The following is a 20,426-nucleotide window of genomic DNA, read 5'->3' as shown; positions in this document are numbered from 1 at the left end:
GACGGTTTCTATTGTACGAAAGTAACAGCTCGGTTACCGGAAGCATTACTCTTCCGACAACCCCGATCAAGATTGATACCAGCCGGGCCTATCAGCGGATACGAGGCTTTGGCTTTTCCCTGACCGGCGGTAGCGCCCTTTTGCTTTCACGCCTTGAATCGGCCCTCAGGAAGAATTTGCTGCGGGAACTCTTCTCGCCCGAAGGGATCGGGACAAGCTGCCTGCGTCTGACAATCGGGGCTTCAGACCTCAGCCCTTACGCCTTTTCCTATGACGATCTTCCAGCGGACTCACGCGATCCCAACTTGGATCGGTTCGATCTGTTCGCTGGCGACCCCGATTTAGTCCCCGTCGTTCAGGAGATCGTAAAGATCAATCCCGATCTGTTCATCATGGCATCGCCCTGGTCGGCACCGCCCTGGATGAAGACCAACAACAGCTTCATCGGCGGCGAACTAAAACCCGAATGTCATGACGTCTATGCGCGCTATTTCGTTCGATACCTTGACGCCATGCGCGCGCGGGGCATCAATATCCGGGCGGTTACCGTGCAGAACGAACCGGGTAATGACAAAAACGAGCCCAGCATGGTGATGGGCGCGGAACAGATGGCGGACTTCATAGGCCAATTCCTGGGGCCAGCGTTGCGCCAAGCCAGGCTGGAGACGGCAATTTATTGTCACGACCACAACTGCGACCGGCCGGACTATCCATTGGCGGTTCTCGCAGATCCGTCCGCCAACCACTACACCAGTGGGACAGCCTTTCACCTTTATGCCGGAGATATCTCCGCCCTAACACAGGTCCACGAGCGCCATCCCGACAAAAGCTGCCTCTTCACCGAACAATGGGTCAGTGCGCACGATTCGTTCGAGGGTGCCTTGATGTGGCACAGCGAGCGGGTGTTGGTCGGGGCCTTGCGCAACTGGGCGGAAATCGTTCTGGAATGGAATCTGGCGTCCGATCCGACTTGTTGTCCGCACACACCGGGCGGCGAAAAAAATTGCCTGGGCGGTTTGACTCTCGATGGGCAGACCGTGACGCGCAACGTCGCCTATTACCTGATCGCTCATACCGCAAAATTCATCCCGCCGGGATCATTGCGAGTCGAATCGGATCGGGATACAGCCCTTCCAAACGCGGCCTTTCTGACCCCGGACGGACGGATCGTGGTCATTGCCGTCAACACCGACGATACCCCCCGCCGTCTTACTCTGTCCGACGCCGTGCGCGGTTCCGCGCCTTGTCCGGTCGATCTCCCGGCCAAATCGCTGGCCACTTGTGTCTGGAAATTACCGCCCGGCTCGGCGCTAAGATAGAGACAGAATATTCAGTCATAGGTTTTGGGATTGAAAGCGATGAAAGACAGACGTGCGGTTCAGGATAGTTCATCGATGACGAACTTCATCGATGAACTCATGTCGAAAATGTCGCTTAAGGAAAAACTCGGGCAGCTCAATCTATTGACTTCGAATGTTCCGATCGACCAGAACCGGGCGGACGAAATCCGCAAGGGTAATGTCGGTGGGTTGCTTGGCGGCCTCATCGATTGCAGCTTCGGAATCAACGGCCCCGCTCAACTGCGCACGATCCAGGAAATTGCCGTTCACGAATCACGGCTGGGCATCCCTCTGTTGCTCGCCTACGACGTCATTCACGGCCACCAAACGGTCTTTCCGATTCCACTGGGCCTGTCCTGTTCTTGGGATATGGACCATATCGAGACCGCTGCGCGCATCGCCGCCCGCGAAGCCTCGGCCAGCGGCATCAACTGGGTTTTCTCGCCGATGGTCGATATTGGGCGTGACCCGCGCTGGGGCCGGATCGCCGAAGGTTCGGGCGAAGATCCGCATCTGGGATCTCAGATCGCCCGCGCCATGATCCGGGGACTTCAGGGCAAGGATCTGTCCAGTCCCGACAGCGTAATGGCCTGCGTCAAGCACTTCGCTGGCTATGGCGCGGCAGAAGGCGGACGGGACTACAACAATGCAGACATGAGTTCGTCCCGGTTCCAGGACATCTACCTGCCTCCGTTCCTCGCAGCGATCGATGCCGGAACGGGATCGGCGATGATGTCATTCTCGGCGCTTAACGGCGTGCCATCCCATGCCGACCGGGAGCGTCTGGAACAAGTCTTGAGCGGAGTCCTCAAGGTTTCCGATTTCAATGGTATCCCCGAAATGATCGCCCACGGCATCGGCGACGAAGAGGGACAAATCGACGAAGCCGACCCTTTGCAAACCATGTCAGAACGGGCGCTAAGGGCCGGAGTACAAATGGACATGATGGGGTATGGCTTCGTCACAAGGCTGGAGAAGGCGCTCGCTGCCGGCCGGATAAGCCAGCAGCAGATCGATTCCGCCTGTCGAGCCGTTCTGAAGGCGAAGTACAAGCTGGGCCTATTCGCCGCACCGTTCGCCCGGTTCGACGAGAAAAAGGCGGTGCACAGCATTCTGGCCCCGGACTACCGCCACACCGCCCGCGAGATCGCCGGGGATTCCTGTGTTCTCCTCAAGAACGAAAACGCCCTGTTGCCGCTGCCAAAATCGGGGATCACCGTCGCCGTGGTTGGCCCGCTGGCGGACGATAAGAAAAACGTCCTGGGCCCCTGGAGCTTCCAAGGTGATAGCCGCACCGCCGTCTCGGTTCTGGAAGGTATCCGCAACGTCGCCGAAGTTAAGATGATATACGCCAAGGGCTCCAATATCGTCGAAGACCGCCGCATGGTCGAACTGCTCAACTTCGCCGGTCCCAAGGTAGACATCGACCCGCGCGAACCTGACGAGATGATCGCCGAGGCCATCCGCGCAGCAAACGCATCCGACGTCGTGATTGCGGTGCTGGGCGAGGCGGCGGAAATGTCGGGAGAGTCGGCCTCGCGGCTTGATATCGGGATTCCCGACAATCAGCGCACCTTGCTCAAGGCCCTGGGCAAGACCGGGAAACCGATCGTGCTGGTCACCATGAACGGGCGGCCATTGACGCTCCCCTGGGAAAAGGACCACATCCCTGCCATTCTGGTTTCGTGGTTCGGCGGCATGGAAGCGGGAAATGCCATTGCCGACATTCTGTTCGGCGAACGCAACCCGAGCGGTAAGCTTTCGGCGACCTGGCCCAGCCACGTCGGCCAAGTGCCGCTGTCCTATTATCATGCGAATACCGGCCGCCCCGGCAATCCCAAGGAAGACCCTGGTAAGTACACCACCCGCTGTTATCTGGACGGCTCATCCGACCCTTTGTTCCCGTTCGGCTTCGGCCTCAGCTACACCAGCTTCGCTTATGGCCCGGTCGAAGCCGACAAGACGGTTCTGACTGGCGACGACGATGTTTTGACCGTCTCGATCACCGTGACCAATACCGGAGGCCGCGACGGCACGGAGGTCGTGCAGATGTACGTGACCGACCCCGTGGCAAGCGTCGTGCGCCCAGTCCGGATGCTGAAGGGATTCCAGAAAATCAGGCTGCGGGCGGGCGAGAAAAAAACCGTGTCTTTCAGTATTACAACGAGAGATATTGAATTCTGCGATTCCCGGCTACTCCCTGTCTGGGAGGCGGGAAAGTTCGTTATCGGCATCGGCACCAACTCGAACGAACTGAATACCGCTGAGGTCGTCTGGAACAAATAAGAAATTGTTCTCAGGTATTTCCCATCGAAGTCAAGAGCAACGGTTAAGCCGGATCGGCTGATCCGGCTACCGGCGGCGGTTAGCGCCCGGATGATCAGCAGCGCGGTCGGTCGCGTCGGCCTGCATCTTCTCCTCTGGAGGAAAGGCGATCAATTTAAGCGCACGGTAAAGCGAATTGGCCCACCGCTATAAATAAATTTGTCCATTCGGAACGGATCGGCAACTCAGCGATGATGACAAACGACATCAAGGAAACCAGGGCCGATAGCGTCGATGTCGAAATGGTGCTCAGCCCAGTCCCGCGCCGCTCGTCCCATGATTTGGCACCGGGCCGGATCGTTCAGCAGCGCTAAAGCAGCGGCGGCGAACGCGTCTTCGTCAGTAGAAGCCACCACCATCCCGGCTCCGGCCTCGACGATAGTACGCGCCGCCAGATTCTCCGGCGGCATGGCTCCCAGGATAGGCCGACCAGCGCACAGATAGGTCAACACCTTGGATGGCACCGACAACACGCCCGCATAGGGTTCCAGAATGGCCACCAGCACATCCGCCGCAGCCAGCATCAGCGGCAACTCCTCATAGGGCTGGAAATCCAGCAACAGCAGATTGTCCAGTCGCTGTTCGGCCTTGGCTACCTCCAGCCAGCGCCGTCCCAATCCTTGCGTGACCACCACCACCACGACATCGGAACGCATGCGACACGCCCGAGCCAGAGCCGCCAGCAGACCGGGATTGTGCTTAAGCCCCAAGGTGCCGGAATAAAGCACCACCGTCTTGCCATCCAATCCGTGACGACTGCGCCAGCAATTGTTGCTCGGCATCGATGGCATTTCGTCCAAAGGCGCCCAATTGGGAATGACCTGGATACGTTCGGGCCTAACCCCGCCCGCGATGCAAAGCGGCACGAAATCGGCCGTAATCGCAACGACGGCATCGCTGGCCGCCAGAGTCTGGAATTCCTGCCGCCGCACCACCGCCGCCGCCAATCCTCCGATCACCGGAAGACGCTCACGCAGAGCCTTATCTGCGGCCAGCGAGATAATGTCTTGTAGCCAGCTAACAAAGCGTGCACCGCCCTGATGGGTGCGCCGCAGCAGCGCGGACTGAATAGCTGGCGGCGTATTGGCGGAAATCACCGCATCGGGAGCGAACGCGGCGAGACATGCCACGACCTGATCAGCATAACGTCGTTCATGTAGCCAGCGGCGAACCGGGCTGTATTTAGGCAAAGGCCGCCCCAATCCCAAGGCACGAAAGACCAGCCCCGAAGGATCGTCGGGCCTGGGTGCCAAGGCTCCATGCGGCGTCTCGAAATCGGCGCAATGGCAATGCAGAACGTCATGACCTTGCCGGGCCAGCCAACGCGACAATTGGGCCTGAAATGGATGCCCGACATAATCATGAATCATTAGTCGCATGGATCGCCGCTTCAGTCGAAGACCGTCGATGAGGCCAGAGCCGAAGGGCTGGCGGAACGTCGCGGATGCAGTACATGGGCCAACAATTCGCGCCGGAAGCCGCTACTGCGCTTGAATTCCGCGACGTCCTGGCAACGGAAATCAAAGCCGGGTCGCCACACCATGGTCGGTGAAATCAGCCTGAGCGCACCGACGATATAAATCGAGGCCGCCGGATTGGCCCTGCCGTGACTGGGATCATCCACATTCGCCAGCAATTGGATTCCGTGGCTTCGGCATTGCGTGTGCAGTTCCGCGACCAATTGGCGATAACGGACGATCTGCTCGGGACTCAAGGCGTTGCGTTGCTGGGCGGCCTCCAACGGGGTGATCGGCCGCACCTGCAACGTGGACAAGCCAAAGCAGGCATAACGCTGTGCCACCACGGCCAGATCTTCCAGATTCTCAGCACAGACGGTGAAGTTGATGCGCAGTTCGGCACCGCCGGCGGCACAAACCCCAGCAACGGCACGCAAGCAATCCAAGTGGCGCTCGAACGAGGCCCCGACCATCATGCGCTCGTAGGTTTCCGCCCGAGCGCCATGGGACGAAATCACGAATTCGTTCAATCCAGCTTCGACCAGTTGGACCACCTGCTCATCCCGCAATGCCTGACCATTGGTCACCAGAGTCACATGCGGCACGCCATGGGCCTTGGCGAGGCGAACGATCTCGATAAATCCCTTGTATATCGTGGGTTCGGCACCGCAGCCCACATGCACTTGCAGAGCCTGATGAAAGAACTGCGCCGCCAATCGTTCCAGGTCTTCGCGGGAGAATCGTTCGCGCGTTTGATTAGACAGCCACTCGGCATCGGAATGGCTGCACATGCGACAACGAAGATTGCAGGCGATCACTGGGTCCAAACGGACAATCGAATAACGCCACCCCATCACATCGGCCAAAAATACATACAAAAATTTCAGTCGGATGCTGCCGATCATCCGGTTCAGCTTCAACAAGGTCGATGTTTTGCGCAATAGGTTCATGTGTCAGTCGTCCGAAACATGGATTGTCTTATAACGACTGATACAGGACTTCAGGGAACGGTTGCCATCGATGAATTCCTTGATAACCGAGTGCATGGCTGGATAGCCCTTGATGAACATCCATGCGGTATGGATGAGGATATCTTTCCACGGCCAAACGCCACGGTAAACCCGAACATAAAACAATAGGTACTCAAGGTAGATACGCCGTCGGGAAAATCCGGGCAGATCCAGAACCGCACGACTGCGTTCAGCCGCACCGTCGATCTCGTGCGGCTGGAAATAACCACGCTCTGCCGCCAGCCGGTACAGACGGCGTTGCCCGGCAGAACACCCAGGTCACGATTTCGTGGCCGTGCTGCTCCAGGATGGCGGCGATCGCCGCCAAACCATAGGGGATATCGGTGCAGCTTGTACCTTTTCATCGCGATGATCGACGCATCAGACCCAATTAGCTATGGCTCTTATCCCCATGCGCACACAATGATACACAACCAAACATTGACGGAAGCAATCCTCGTCACCAGAATTAGACACTCATAAAAATCATTATTCAGGAGTACGCCTTGAGCAACCCGACCGTACTCGTCACCGGAGGAGCGGGATATGTGGGCAGTCATGCTTGCAAGGCGTTGTCCGGCGCAGGATTTGCGCCAGTCTGCATCGACAATCTGTCCCGTGGCCATGCGCAGGCGGTACGCTGGGGACCGCTAATCCAGGGCGATTTACGCGACAGCGCTCTGTTGCGCCACACGATCGCCGCGTACCGTCCGATTGCCGTCATGCATTTTGCCGCCATGGCCTATCCAGCAGAATCCATGAGCCGTCCCGACCTTTATTACGATAATAACGTCACGGGAACGCTATCTTTGCTTCAGGCCATGCACGAAACCGGCATCGGCATCATGGTCTCATCCAGCAGTTGCGCCGTCTATGGCACGCCAGCCCGTTTGCCGGTGACCGAGGATGCTCCAACCGCCCCCATCAGCCCCTATGGCTCCAGCAAGCTGATGATGGAACAGATGAAGGCAGAATTCTCCCGTGCGTTCGGTCTTAGCTATTTCGCCCTACGCTATTTCAACGCCGCCGGAGCCGATCCGGCCGGAGAATTGGGCGAAGATCACGATCCCGAGCCGCACCTTCTTCCCAATGCCTTGGCGGTCGCGGCGGGCCACCGCCACTTTCTCGATGTACACGGCGACGACTACCCCACCGCCGACGGTACCTGTGTGCGCGACTTCCTGCATGTCAGCGATCTTGCCTCGGCTCATGTCGTCGCCCTGCGGGTTTTGCTCGGCGGCGGTACTGGCGGCACCCTTAATCTGGGGACCGGCCAGGGTCACAGCGTGCGGGAACTGGCGGCGCAGGTCGCGATCAATACTGGCCGCCCGGTTCCTCTGCGCATCGGCCCGCGCCGGGTCGGCGATCCTCCAGCTCTGATCGCCGACGCATCACGGGCATCCCGATTAGGGATAGCCTACCCGCACAGCGCCATCGAGAGCATCATCGCCACGGCCTGGGCCTGGATGTCGGCCAAGGATCGGGAGGCATTGCCCCCGAAAACGGCGGTTCAGGGATAAATTTGTATTCCGCACCAGCAAAGGCGATCCACAACGAGGGACAAGCTAAATTATTTGGGGGCCACCATCCCCAACGAAATCAGACGTGGTTCAGCTTGACGACGAACCTCGTCCCACGAGCCAGCAGCGACCAGCCGCCCCGCGTCCAGCAACAGCACATGATCGGCGGCGCAGACCGTGCTGGGACGATGCGCGACCACCAGGACGGTACAATGGCCCCGCAAGCTGGCAAGAGTCTGCGCCACCAGCGCCTCGGTTTCACCATCGAGCGATGCCGTCGCTTCGTCAAGAATCAGCAAATCCGGCTGGCGCAGCAAAGCCCGCGCCAGCACAATACGCTGGCGCTCTCCGCCTGACAGACGAATGCCGCGATCGCCGACCTCGGTGTTCAGCCCCTGCGGCAACGCCCGAACGAAATCGACCGCCGCCGCGGCGTCCAGAACGTTCCACAAAGCTTGATCATCTGCGTCTGGCTGCGCCAAGCGAAGGTTGGCGGCAATGGTATCGTGGAACAGAAACGGATCTTGCGGCACCACCGAGACCCGTCGCCGCCATGCGCCGCGTAAACCCGATACCAAAGGCGTACCGTCGATCAGAATGTCACCGTGATCGGGCGTGGTCAGCCCCGAGAGCAAATCGGCCAGAGTCGATTTCCCACTGCCCGACGGTCCGATCAACGCGGTAATCCGATTGGCGGGTACATCGGCCTGAATACACTCCAACGCCACGCGGCGTTCGTCGCCACGGCAATAACTCAGCGACACTCCGCGCAGACGAATGGCATCGCGCAGTGGCGGCGCTGCCGTAGAAGACGGCAGCAAAGGCTCGGCCGCCTCGCGGCACATGTCCAGTGTCTCGCGATACACAGCCAGTGCGGCTACTGCGGCAGCCAATTGGCGCCAATAGGCAAGACCGCGGAGCGCTGTCTGGAGCAGACGGCCATAGGCAAGGATCAATACCAAAGCGGCGGCCAGCGGCACTTGCAGCACCACCACCGCCAAATAGAGGGTGGCGGCGGCAGCCAAGGCGGCGGCCACGTGCAAGATCGCCCGCTCACTGGACTGCATCCGCATATAAGCTATCTGGTTGCGCCGCACCGCACCGAAACGAGCCGCCATCCCCGACGCCCGCATCGCTTCGGCGCCAAAGCTCTTGACGATGCGCAAGCCTGCCAGATCGTCGGCAAGATCAGCTTGGACAACGCGACTGACCGCCGCCAATTCCCGCCCAAGCCGGAATCCGTGCCCCCCCAAACGTTGGGTGAGCAGCGCGGTAAGACCAGCCACCAGTAGAGCAGCCATAGTCAACGGCCAAGACAACACAAGCGACGCGCCCAGCACGAAGGGCATGCTTAGAAGCGCGCCGATCAGCCCGCCTAACAGCGTCACTGCGTAAGAGATGCGTCCGACCTCGCCGATGATCGTTTGCTGTAACTCGGCCGTGCGCAGAGTCCGGAAATGAGCCCATTCCATACCGAGAATCGCCGCGTGGAGATCGCCGCGCAAACGGTCGAGAAAGTCGAGGCTCAGATCCTGGACCACCACACTGCGCGCCCAGACCACCCAGGTCGCCGCCACGATCAATCCGACATAACCGGCCGCCGCCATAAGCAAAAGACCGTCGCTGGGCGCGGCCCCATCGGCACCAACCCCCAACACATGAAGCAAGGGGGGCAGAGCCAGCACCCCCACGCCTTCAACGAGTCCCGCGGCAACATTGAGAGCCATCGCCCACGCGATCCGCCCTTGCCCCATGGTCAGCAGAAGGCGGCACAGCCGCAAAACCATCCTGGGCGGCGTTTCATCGTCAGGCCGATACCCCCTCATTCCAGATCCATTCGGCTTATCACCGCTTTTTTCAGCCAAATAAAATTTAGAACGAAGACTCAAATAGAACGTAAGCTCTCTTCTAACCTTGCCATACGATGAGAGTGTGTGTGACTAGAAAGGGCATATTCCCTAACATCATTAACCATTCTCTGACATGCGGAGATGTCATTAAATCGCACCAAAACATCTTCTATATTAGAAAAATCACGATTTAGGACGATGTAGTGCTGATTAGGGACCAAGATATCGTTATACCGCCCCTCCACCAGGATCTGCACCGTACCAGAACCGATCGCGTCGAAATGGCGGGATGAAATTCCCTTTGTATGGTACGGAGCGCGTCTGTCGGCCGTGAACAGATCGGCTTGAATGGCTCGGATCGTCGCCTCATCGGCGTGGTCGCCCAGGTTATAATCCTCGACCAAGCGCCCCCCCAATGCGCGGATAATGGCGCGCTTGAGCACTGACGGCAGCAGCAGGCGGGCCATTCGACGTGCGAGACCATCCTGATTCAAGACGATCTGACCTTGGGTCAGAGCTTTCAGCCGATCCTGAGTGGCATGCATCAGAACATCGTCCCGGTCCAACCAAGCAGACCCCGCTTCGGTCGAGATCGTTCCCCGGCAACGCGCCAGAAACGCCGCCCAGTCTTTGCGATTGAAACGGCCGTCCCCGATGCGAATATCGGTCACGAGGCGTTGCTCTTCACCCAAACGCTGGAACAGGCGATGCACATCCACCCGTTCGGTATCCCCGATATAGGGGCCGTAGCGAAAGCTGCGGACACCGATCTGAATCGGACGAGCCGACAGGGGTGGTCCCGGCTGGTAGGCCACAGGATTGAGCGCGTGCGGAATCGAGCAGACCGTCGCCCCCTCCAACGGTTGGTAATACCACTCGCCGGTTTCCTGGAGGAACTGAGTCAGAATCAGGTCGGCGCGCGCATCGGCCAGGAACGCGAACTTCTCAGCCATCGGAGCCAGCGGAAGATTGACCTCGTTGCCGACGAATACCGCCAAATGTCCACGGCGCGCCTGGAAAGCCGGCATGAGGCGGCGCAACAGAGCGCAACCATCGGCGTTTGTGGAATGCAGCAGCAGAATAAACGGAGCCGCTTCGATCTCACGCGCAATGGTGGGCAACTGATCCTCAGCCGCGATATTGCGCACCGTCACATCGAACCCAGGATGTCGGGTTACGGCATCTTGCCAATCGTCATAATAGGACAAGTGATCGGTGTAACTGCGGATCAGCACAAGAATGGGGAGCGTATCAGTCATGCCACACCTGCCGCAGCCAGCATGATCTCGACAATCTTCTCAGCCGCATGCCCGTCGCCATATTCGGCGATATCACGTCGCGGCGCATAGTCCGGCCCCCTCCACAATCGATTCCAGCCGCATGTGATCGTCTCCACCCACTCAGTCTCACCACGAAGGGTTGTGCAGGGCTTGCGGTGAAAATAGGCTTCTTTCTGCAATCCACCTGAATCTGTCATGACCTCGGCGCAATGCCCCAACAGTGCCGCCATGTCCAGATAACCAACCGGATCGATAACGGTCAAAGCATCGAAATCCAGGCCGAAGCGGGAGGCCACCTGACGAGTACGAGGATGCAGCGGCAGCACCACCGGCATCGACCTCGCCTTGTCTTTCAAGACGGACAGCACCGCCTCCAGACTTTCCTCGGTATCGGTATTTTCAGCGCGATGCACGGTCGCGACGACATACGCACCCCGCGTCAGGCCAAGACGACCCAGAATCGTCGGATTGTCGCCGGCGCGGCGCACCGCATCGATGGTGGCATCGAACATCACGTCGCCAACCAGATGCACCCCCGTGGCGATACCTTCGCGGGCAAGGTTGGAGACCGCCGAGCCGGTCGGACAGAACAGCAAATGGCTGACATGATCCGTCAGCACTCGATTGATTTCCTCGGGCATCGCCCGGTTAAAGGATCGCAACCCTGCTTCCACATGAGCAACGGGAATATGCAACTTTGCTGCCGCCAGGGCACCGGCCAAGGTCGAATTGGTATCGCCATAGACAAGCAGCCAATCCGGCTTTTCCTCCAGAATCGTCTGCTCGATGGCTTCCAACATGCGGCCAGTCATCTGACCATGGCCGCCGCCATGGATATCCAGGTTATGCCCTACCGCCGGAATGCCCAGTTCGTTGAAAAAGACATCTGACATCGACGGATCGAAATGCTGGCCGGTATGGACCATCACTTCGACCAGCCCCGGACAAGCGGCGATGGCGCGGCTGACGGCGGCTGCCTTGATGAATTGCGGTCGCGCACCGACGACGGTAAGGACTTTCTGAACCATAGCGGCCGTCCTTCTTACAGGCGTGCCATAAAATAGGAATGCTGCTCAATACAGCGTTCAATGGTGGCACGATTCTCCAACGTCCAGGCGATAGTCTTGCTCAACCCCTCGCGCACGGTCACTTTGGCCTCGAAGCCGATGTCGCGGGATGCCTTTTCGGTCGAACCGAAACGCTTGCCCGAACGGTCCCAATCCCGAGCCGGCTGCAACGCCACCGGTGTCGGGTTTCCGGTCAGTTCGTTGATCAATTCGGCCAGTTCCAGGATGGTGGTTTCAACCCCGGAGGCCAGATTGTAGATCTCACCGGGGACACCGTTAAGGGCGCAAGCCATGAGGCCACGGGCCATGTCCTGAACGAAGATGAAATCGCGGCTGGCATTACCGCCATTGTCCAACGGCAAGGCCTGATGGCTCAGAGCCTTCCAGATAAAGGTCGGGGTGACGTTGCGCCACACCGTGTGCGGTGTGCCCCGCCAGCGCCCCGCACCCAGGATTTCGCGCGGTCCATAGACGTTTTGGAAACGAGCCTTCACGATCGGCAACTGGTGCCGCATCCAGAAGTAGTTGCCGTACAATTCGCCGATTAGCTTGGAGATGGAATAGGGGCTGTCATGGTACAGCGACACCGACGCCTCTTCCGTCGTGGCATGGGCGGCATCGAATGTTTTCTCTGCGACGGCGCAACCGGCGGCAGCGTAAACCACCTTCTTTAAGCTCTTGATATCCTTCAGCCGGTTGAACAGCTTGAGGCTGGTCAGGGTGTTGTTCTCGTGATCGGCCATCGGATCATGGATGGAGGATTGGTTGCCGTGATAGCAGGACAAATGAAAGCAATAATCCAGATCTTCCGGCAAATCGCGCAGAACGGCATCATCCGTGATCGACGCAAAGACAAAACGCACATTAGGGGCATCGGGTACGTTGCTGATGTCTGACGACAGAAGATTGTCGATAATCAGCACTTCACGCGGCTGGCTTTCCAAGAGCTTCAGAACGAGGTTGCTGCCCACGAATCCAGCGCCACCCACTACGAGAATCTTGGCGTCCTTGAAAGAAAACGACGACATCTTCACATACCCCCGGCCGCGCTGTTCGCGCCTATTGCCTAAATATTAAAATTTCGCCCCCGTCCAGTGCGGGCGGGGGCGTTCTCATGACAGTCCAGTCAGACCTTTGCCACTGGCGGTGCCGCCAGATGGCTGAAGACATCGGTAACGCCATGGGCGTCGTACCATGCCAGCATGCGGCGGATCGTCTGGTCAAAGTCGATCCGAGCTTTCCATCCGAACGCCGTCGTGGTCGCGCTGGGGTCCAACACCACCGAGGGCACATCGTCGGCACCCGGCGGCACCACAGGCACCGGTTCATCCAAGGTCAGCCCCAGGTGGGACACGACAATATCGAAAATGTCCTTGATGGTGTGCCCCTCGCCGGTCGAGACGTTAAAGGTTCCGGTCGGAGCGTTGTCGGCCAGCACGAGATCCATCAAGGCGAAGAAATCGCTCATGTCCAGAAAATCGCGAACCGTGTCGGAGCAGAAACACTTCTGCCCGGCTTTCAGTCTTTTATAGAAAGTTGGAATCGGGCCGATGGCCAGACACGGACCTGTGACATTGGCAAGGCGCAGAGNAACAACCGGCAGATCGGTCATATACAAATACTGTTCGCCAGCCGTCTTGGAGATACCGTAGCTCGTGAAGGGCGCGGTCGGATGGGTGACCGGGATCGGCACCTGTGCCGGTCGGCCATAACACAACGCGGTCTGGAAATTGATCAGGCGTTTGACCTGATGACGACGGGCAGCCTCGGCCACATGGATGGTTCCCGTGACATTGGTCGCCACGTCTTCGCGCCAGTTGGCCGGGTCCTTGTAGGACGCGGCACTGTGGATGACATGAGTCGGCTTGAAATCATCGAAGCAGCGATCGACCAAAGCGGCATCGGCAACAGTGCCTTCAACGACACTCAGGCCAACCACAGGAGGCAGGGCCTCCCGCTTACCAGTGGCAAAGTTGTCGAGCACCAGGATGTCATGCCCGGCCGGAATAAAATGCCCGATAAGGTTCGAGCCCAGACAGCCAGCTCCGCCGGTGATCAGGATGCGCACGGCCCTGCCCCCTATTTCTTGTCGAGCTTCAGATGGGTATAGCCGCCATGGACTCCGAACGCGCGATAATATTCGACAGCGCGCTTGACGGTTTCGGCCAGAGGCGTGAACTCCAACGCGCCAAAGTCGGCAAAGGTGCGCGACGGGTCCAGCAAGATCGACGGAGCATCATCCGGGCCAAGCGGACGAATCTCCGGCTCGGGATAATCATTGATCTGCATGGCGGCAACCACCGCGTCATACAGTTCCTTGATCGCCACGTCGGTGCCCGAGGAGAAGTGATAGGCTCCATGTCCCTTGCCATCCGCGGCGGACAACACGGTCCGGGCCAGATCACCCACGAAAACGAAATCGCGGCGGGCGGTCGTGACGAAGCACTTCTTCCCCTCGGAAAGACGCTGGAAGAAGATAGGAAGGGGACCGGAAACGTTGCGAGGACCAACAACATTAGCAAGACGAAACGTCACATAATCCAAACCGGATATAGTCAAGTAGTCTTCTGTGACTGTCTTTGAGATAGCGTAGCTACTGTTGGCTTGATTCTTGATATGATCCAAACGTATCGGACTTTGCATCGGCTTGACGCCATAGCACAGAGCCGTCTGGAAATAGACGAAGCGTCCGACATTATTATCCTTGGCGGCCCGGATCAGGTTCGCCCCGCCCACGGCATTGGTCAGCGTATCGCTGTACCAATCGTCAGGATCTTTATAAGACGCTGCGGTGTGAACCAGAACGTCCGGCTTGAAATCACCAATCAGTTGATCGATCAACGGCTTATCGGCGATCGAACCTTCGGTGAAGGTCAGGTTCGGGTGGGCTTGTAGATGCTCGGGTCGCCCCGTGGCGAAATTGTCGATGGCCAACACGGTGTCCCCACGGGCCAGAAGCAATTCGGCCACATGGGAACCAACCTGGCCGCAACCACCGGTTACAAAAACTTTCATGCCAGGGGAACCTTTTCGTCATTGTGAAGGCCGTCATCGGCCAAAAGCGCGCGATAAGCATCCGCCTTGTCATGGAAGGACTGATGCCATAGCTCCAGACTGAGCAGACCCCAGGTCTTGCGCGAGAAACGCCCAGCCTGATCGAAATTCTTCAGGACGGCGTCAGCATTGATATATGGACGATGCTTTTCCCGCACATGCTGGAAGGTGTCAACCACGAAATCCCGCAGTTCGCCGCCGAACCATTCCTTGAGCGGAACCGGAAACCCCATCTTGTCGCGACGCCCCACGATCTCCGATGGCAACACATCGGCATAGGCGGTTTTGAGCAGATGCTTCATCTGTCCGCCCTCGAATTTGAGGTCGGCCGGAATTGTCGCAGCAAACTCTACCAATGGATGATCAAGCAAGGGGACCCGACTCTCCAGACCATGCGCCATGCTCATCCGGTCTTCCACATGCAACAAAGCCGGGAGCAGACACTTGAAATCGAAGTGCGTCATACTGTCGAAATAGGCTTCTTTCCGAACGTTGGCCCGGCTGTTAAAAATTGACTTGAAGTCATCGACGACTTTTTCTCTTTCGAGACAGGACCAATCAACTTCTTCCGCCATATCGGTCGAGCGATCGACGAGGCGCAGATAGCGGTCATCCAGGCCATCGAACAGCCCATGGCGCCAAAATTCCTTCATCAGCGGCTTATATTCGCGCAACAGACCGAGGTTGGGGACAATCGACTCGATGGTCACCACGTAATTGCCGTTGCGATAGGTACCGTCCACCGCCGCCTTGATGCACTGCTCTAAATAGGCCAGCAGATACCGCGCATAGCCGCCGAAAATCTCGTCGCCGCCCTGCCCTCCCAGCACCACTTTCAAATGCTTCGCGGCAAGCTTAGAGACCATGAACTGCGGGAACGAACCCGGACCAGCCACGGGAAAGTCCAAATGGTAGATGACATCACGAATATGATTGCGGAAGTCGGCCGCCGTAATGTCAACGACATGCAAATCCATCCCAGCGCGCTCGGCCGCGGCATGGGCGTAATGGCTTTCGTCATAGCCTGGGAAATCGGTGAAACGACCGTTGAAGCCCAGCCTGTTCTCCGGCGATTGCTTCGCAGCCAAGATCGCCATCAGGCTGGAATCGACACCCCCGGAAATATAGGCTCCTACCGGCACGTCAGCGCGCAGATGCATGGAAACCGAATCGGCCAGAAGCTCTTCCAATCGGTTACGAAAATACCGTGGGCTATGATCGTAATCGACTTCGTAGCAGACATCCCAATAGCGCCAGATCTTAAGCTCGCCATTTTCGACCGCCAGCGCATGGCCGGGCAACAATTGCTTGACGCCCCTGAAAAGGGTTTGGTCGCCGATGGTGTATTGGAACGTCATATACTCGGCCAAGGCCGAGGCATCGGTGTCGATTTCGGGAAGAAAAGGCAGCAAAGCCTTGGCTTCGGACGCAAAGTACAAAACGCCATCAACCAAGGCGTAATAAAACGGCTTGATGCCAAAGCGATCACGAGCGCAGAACAGACGCTGGCGGCGTTCATCCCACAGCGCGAAGGCGAACATACCGCGCAAATGATCAAGGCAGCTGTCACCATAACGGTCATAAGCCGCCAGAATGCATTCCGTGTCGGAACGAGACCGGAAATTCCAGCCGCCCGCTAAGGCTGCGCGCAATTCGGTGTGATTATAGACTTCGCCATTGTAGGCGATGCTCAACGGCCCGGCGACCATCGGTTGGGATGCCGCCTGAGTCAGATCGATAATCGACAAACGCCGATGGACAAAACCAACCGTGCCGGACGGGGACATCCAGTATCCCGATCCGTCAGGGCCACGATGGGCGATAAGCCTCCCCATCACCTTTAAAGCCCCGACACCACCCTTCGGGGGGGTGCTGACTTGAGAAAATCCCGCTAGCCCGCACATTATTTTAGACCTGCACGATGCGGGACAAACGTTGCCCTATACCCAAACACCCATTTGTCCAACGCAACCTCTTTTTCTCAATCGTTTCAATCATTGAGGCGATCAGGCTGGCATACATCACAAGACAAAATCACCAGAGAAACAAAACTTCGACGAGCATGCGGTCAAGGTGTCGTCGCATCGCTGTTCTGCTGGGCCTGTGAAACACTGACCAACCGGCGGAATGTGGCATTGCGCTCAAGCAATTGATCGAAGGCACCGTCGTCAACGATTCGCCCAGCCTCCATCATGATCAAGCGATCGCAATCGCGCAGGGTAGAAAGCCGATGGGCAATGGCAATGATGGTCAGCGACCCCTTTAGCTTCTGAATTGTCTGCGAGAAACGTTGCTCGGTGTCGATATCGAGCGCTGACGTGGCCTCGTCAAGAATCAGAATAGAGGGCTGCTTGTACAGAGCTCGGGCAATGGCGAGACGCTGCCTTTGACCGCCGGAGAAGCGCTTCCCATTCTCCCCCACGGAGGATTCGATCCCCTTTTCGAGAGAACTGACCACATCCCACAATTCGGCCTGACGAAGGGCGTCTTCGACCCGATCACGGTCGATATCCTCGACAGCAACGCCAAAAGCAACATTCTGCATGATCGAGGCATCAAATATGAATGGCTGCTGATCCACGTAGCCGACAGTGTGACGGAAGGCCCGAATGCGCGCCTCGTCAACTCGGACACCATCGATCGTCATCTCCCCGCTATCCGGCTTGATAAAGCCCAACAGGATAGCAATCAGGGTGGTCTTGCCCGCGCCAGAGGGGCCGATAACCCCGACGAACTCGCCTTTTTTCACCTCGAAATCGATATCGCGAAGCGCCGGTTCACCGGACTGAGCGTAGGAATAGCTCAGATGCTTCATCCGGAGAGAAGAGGTCAGCGGCAACGCCTGAGGTTCCGTCAGATCTGACTTGATCGGATCGCGATAGCCGATGGCGTCGGCTTCGGCGATCAGCGTCTTCAACGGAATGGTCGAGCTGTTTATGAAATTGACGGAGGTGATGCTGCGATTGACGACCGGAATCAGGCGGAACAGCGTCATAACGACGACAGCCAGATCTTGCGTTATGGAGGCTGCGGAATTCCCGGCAACGACGATCATGTTAAACGCAACGATGACCATCAACATCACGATCATCTCGTTCGTCGAAATAGGAAGCCCTTGATAAAAAAGGAGCTTCCCTTCGGAACGCATCAGATTTTTGTTCGCTTTCAGGAACATATTCTGAAAGAAGCGCTCCTTCAGGTTGATTTTAGTTTCCTTATATGCACCAAGGCCCTGTTGAATAGAAAATAGATTTTCAATCGTAAACGCGTTTACCTCTTCCCCGACCTTAATAATTCTCTTCCTGATCGCGACTCGTTGCACATGAAAGAGGATCGAGAAACAGATTGCGATCACAAGTGTCATCACAGGATGGGTGACAACCATGAACACGCAAAGGAAGATACCGACGATCATCTGCGTTGCAAGGCAGATGAACTGATACATGAAGTTATTCATAACATTAGAAACAAGAGGATATATTATAGATATAATCGTCGATGAACTTCTATCGACGTGATAGCTATAATCCGCCTCAAGCATTTTGCAAAAAAGGCGATAACAGATCGTCACTTTCCATCGCGAAATGAGACTATGCTCCCATTTCGTGAACCAGACCTGAAAAAGAGCCTTGAAGATATAGACCGATCCGACGGCGCAGCTGACCATGAACAAGAAAAACTGGGTGTCCGGCTTTCCGGCGATCCCATAAATCCGTCCCAGGACACCGCCCTCAACCGCTTGGACGGGGTTGATGACAAGCGCCATCAGCGGGAAAATCAGCAGAATTCCAAATGTTTCAAGGATAGCAATAAAAATGCACCCAATCATAATGAGGATTATTGACCGGCCGTAGCCTTTGCCGAAATAATCCAAAAAATCTGATAGATTTTTAATCATTCTCAAAAACTACCGTACCGCTCTTATTCTTCATCGTTTGCATTTTTCATGCCTTGATTTTCGGCAACAGCCTCGGTCACGATTCCGCTTACGGAACAACACGGCCAGACAAGATATATATCCACCGACACATGTGGCCCCATGGAGATCAGGCCAGCCTAACGGCGCTCAATCCCACTGCCTAAAGGGCTGCGCGTCCGTCGTCAATAGGAACGCCAAAACGGGTTGGGAGGCAATAGGTCAGACCTTGGGAACGACCGGGGAACCGATGCACCGCCTATCCACCCGAGAAAGACAGCCACATCGCGGATGAATGCCACCGAAGCTTTAAGCGCCTATCGATTTCATCCACCCAGTCACCTCTGGCGAAGCTTTCCTTTCGGGTAGAACTGGGGAAGACGCTCGGTTAAAGTCCCTTCCGTCCCGACGCCTCCTGGTGGCGGCCAATCGACTTTTTCGTACCGGCACGCCGGACGAGGAACCAGCAACGAGTCTCATGCCTCACTCCGGTTCATGCCAACATATCGCCCTGGTTATTCCATCCTTGGGGATGGGGGGAGCCGAGCGTGTCTTGACCACGATGGCTAATCACTGGGCAGCCGAGGGCAGACAGGTCATCCTTTTTCGTTTTGACAGCTCAGACACCCGCCCCTACCAACGGCTGGACGCCAGGGTAACGGAGCGGCCGCTGGATCTGCTCAAGCATTCCACGGGACTTCTGTCCGGCATAGCAAACAATCTGCGACGGATACGAACGTTGCGCCGGGCGCTAAAGCAGGCACGTCCGCAAGCTGTAATCGCCTTCATCGACCAAACCAACGTGGTTACCCTTGCCGCCACGCTGGGCACCGGGTTTCCGGTCATCGTTTCGGAGCGCGGCCACCCCATCGACCAGCCGATATCCCGGCTATGGAATGCCTTGCGGCGCCTATTATATCCCACTGCGTATGCTTTGGTCATGCCGACCCGGCGCGGATTGGAGTGTTTCCCTGAACTGATCCTGCGACTTGGCAGGGTAATTCCCAATCCAGTGGTAAGCCATATCCCGCACGTCTCGACTTATGACGGCCCGACTATTGTCGCCGCAGGCCGTCTGGTCGCACTGAAAGGATTTGACCTGCTGATCCGTGCCTTTGCACGCGTCGCGCCCCACCATGTCGGTTGGCGACTTTGCATCTGGGGCGATGGTCCAGAACGCAAGACTCTGGCACCCCTCGTCGCCGATCTGGGGATGACGAATCGGGTCAGCTTGCCGGGCATCTCACAGCAGCCGGGGGAATGGATCCACGGCGCAGGACTGTTCGCCCTGACGTCCCGCTCCGAGGGGTTCCCCAACGTATTGTTGGAGGCCATGAACGCTGGATTGCCCGTTATCGCCACCGACTGCCCGACCGGCCCGGCGGAACTGATCGATGACGGAGTCAATGGCGTGCTGGTGCCGGTTGACGACATTGACCGCTTGGCGGAGGAACTGGATCGCTTGATGGGCGATGCCGCTCTTCGCGACCGCCTGGGCAAGGAAGCCGCCAAGACGGCCGAAGCCTATTCCATCGATTCCATCATGGCCCAGTGGTCGCAGTTGATCGACGAAGCGGTCGCGCGCCCAAGCAGGAAGGACTGATCCC

14 protein-coding genes are annotated in these 20,426 nt (G+C 57.6%); 4 read left to right on the top strand and 10 right to left on the bottom strand.

Features of this window, described 5'->3' with window-relative positions; genetic code table 11:
- The first annotated feature begins 11 nt into the window (after window positions 1-11).
- A complete protein-coding gene (locus tag PHAMO_RS16630; RefSeq protein ID WP_202801584.1) occupies window positions 12-1,319 on the top strand; it encodes a glycoside hydrolase family 30 protein in 1,308 nt (435 codons plus the stop codon).
- Between the two features lie 39 nt (window positions 1,320-1,358).
- On the top strand, window positions 1,359-3,626 hold the full coding sequence (gene bglX / locus PHAMO_RS16625; protein ID WP_155801859.1) for a beta-glucosidase BglX: 2,268 nt from the start codon (window positions 1,359-1,361) through the stop codon (window positions 3,624-3,626).
- A 224-nt stretch (window positions 3,627-3,850) separates the two neighbouring features.
- Here the strand turns inward: bglX and PHAMO_RS16620 are convergent, their stop codons facing one another.
- Together PHAMO_RS16620 and PHAMO_RS18735 are read right to left on the bottom strand one after the other, a co-directional pair.
- Window positions 3,851-5,035: a glycosyltransferase family 4 protein gene (locus PHAMO_RS16620; RefSeq protein ID WP_051002468.1), complete on the bottom strand. Its 1,185-nt coding sequence runs from the start codon at window positions 5,033-5,035 to the stop codon at window positions 3,851-3,853.
- A 20-nt stretch (window positions 5,036-5,055) separates the two neighbouring features.
- The gene (locus tag PHAMO_RS18735; protein ID WP_002731047.1) at window positions 5,056-6,072 is read right to left on the bottom strand and encodes a radical SAM protein; all 1,017 of its coding nucleotides are present in this window, start codon (window positions 6,070-6,072) and stop codon (window positions 5,056-5,058) included.
- Window positions 6,073-6,638: 566 nt separating this feature from the next.
- On the opposite strand from PHAMO_RS18735, the gene galE reads away from it, so the two are divergent.
- Window positions 6,639-7,652 carry a UDP-glucose 4-epimerase GalE gene (gene galE / locus PHAMO_RS16605; RefSeq protein WP_002731045.1) on the top strand — a complete coding sequence of 338 codons (1,014 nt, stop codon included), beginning with the start codon at window positions 6,639-6,641 and terminating at the stop codon, window positions 7,650-7,652.
- A gap of 50 nt (window positions 7,653-7,702) precedes the next feature.
- Here the strand turns inward: galE and PHAMO_RS16600 are convergent, their stop codons facing one another.
- The 8 genes from PHAMO_RS16600 to PHAMO_RS16565 form a co-directional block, all read right to left on the bottom strand.
- Window positions 7,703-9,478 carry an ABC transporter ATP-binding protein gene (locus tag PHAMO_RS16600; RefSeq protein WP_002731044.1) on the bottom strand — a complete coding sequence of 592 codons (1,776 nt, stop codon included), beginning with the start codon at window positions 9,476-9,478 and terminating at the stop codon, window positions 7,703-7,705.
- A 59-nt stretch (window positions 9,479-9,537) separates the two neighbouring features.
- Entirely contained in the window at window positions 9,538-10,737 is a 1,200-nt protein-coding gene (locus PHAMO_RS16595; protein WP_155801858.1) for a CgeB family protein, read from the bottom strand.
- A gap of 20 nt (window positions 10,738-10,757) precedes the next feature.
- Window positions 10,758-11,810, bottom strand: a complete 1,053-nt coding sequence (gene wecB / locus PHAMO_RS16590) for a non-hydrolyzing UDP-N-acetylglucosamine 2-epimerase (protein WP_002731041.1) — start codon at window positions 11,808-11,810, stop codon at window positions 10,758-10,760.
- A 14-nt stretch (window positions 11,811-11,824) separates the two neighbouring features.
- Window positions 11,825-12,877 carry an NAD-dependent epimerase/dehydratase family protein gene (locus PHAMO_RS16585; RefSeq protein ID WP_002731040.1) on the bottom strand — a complete coding sequence of 351 codons (1,053 nt, stop codon included), beginning with the start codon at window positions 12,875-12,877 and terminating at the stop codon, window positions 11,825-11,827.
- A 98-nt stretch (window positions 12,878-12,975) separates the two neighbouring features.
- Window positions 12,976-13,917 carry an NAD-dependent epimerase/dehydratase family protein gene (locus PHAMO_RS16580; RefSeq protein WP_002731039.1) on the bottom strand — a complete coding sequence of 314 codons (942 nt, stop codon included), beginning with the start codon at window positions 13,915-13,917 and terminating at the stop codon, window positions 12,976-12,978.
- An 11-nt stretch (window positions 13,918-13,928) separates the two neighbouring features.
- Window positions 13,929-14,864, bottom strand: a complete 936-nt coding sequence (locus PHAMO_RS16575) for an NAD-dependent epimerase/dehydratase family protein (RefSeq protein WP_002731037.1) — start codon at window positions 14,862-14,864, stop codon at window positions 13,929-13,931.
- Window positions 14,861-16,807: an asparagine synthase (glutamine-hydrolyzing) gene (gene asnB, locus PHAMO_RS16570; protein WP_002731036.1), complete on the bottom strand. Its 1,947-nt coding sequence runs from the start codon at window positions 16,805-16,807 to the stop codon at window positions 14,861-14,863. The genes PHAMO_RS16575 and asnB overlap by 4 nt, the downstream gene beginning before the upstream one ends.
- Window positions 16,808-16,971: 164 nt before the next feature.
- Window positions 16,972-18,801, bottom strand: a complete 1,830-nt coding sequence (locus PHAMO_RS16565; RefSeq protein ID WP_002731034.1) for an ABC transporter ATP-binding protein — start codon at window positions 18,799-18,801, stop codon at window positions 16,972-16,974.
- A 496-nt stretch (window positions 18,802-19,297) separates the two neighbouring features.
- Here PHAMO_RS16565 and PHAMO_RS16560 point away from each other — a divergent pair, with 496 nt between their 5' ends.
- Window positions 19,298-20,422 carry a glycosyltransferase family 4 protein gene (locus tag PHAMO_RS16560; protein ID WP_040567716.1) on the top strand — a complete coding sequence of 375 codons (1,125 nt, stop codon included), beginning with the start codon at window positions 19,298-19,300 and terminating at the stop codon, window positions 20,420-20,422.
- Window positions 20,423-20,426 lie beyond the last annotated feature (4 nt).

The sequence above is a fragment of the Magnetospirillum molischianum DSM 120 genome, assembly GCF_000294655.1.
Lineage (GTDB): Bacteria > Pseudomonadota > Alphaproteobacteria > Rhodospirillales > Magnetospirillaceae > Phaeospirillum > Phaeospirillum molischianum.
Note: the sequence above shows the minus strand (reverse complement) of the source record. Positions and strands in the feature narration are given on the sequence as shown.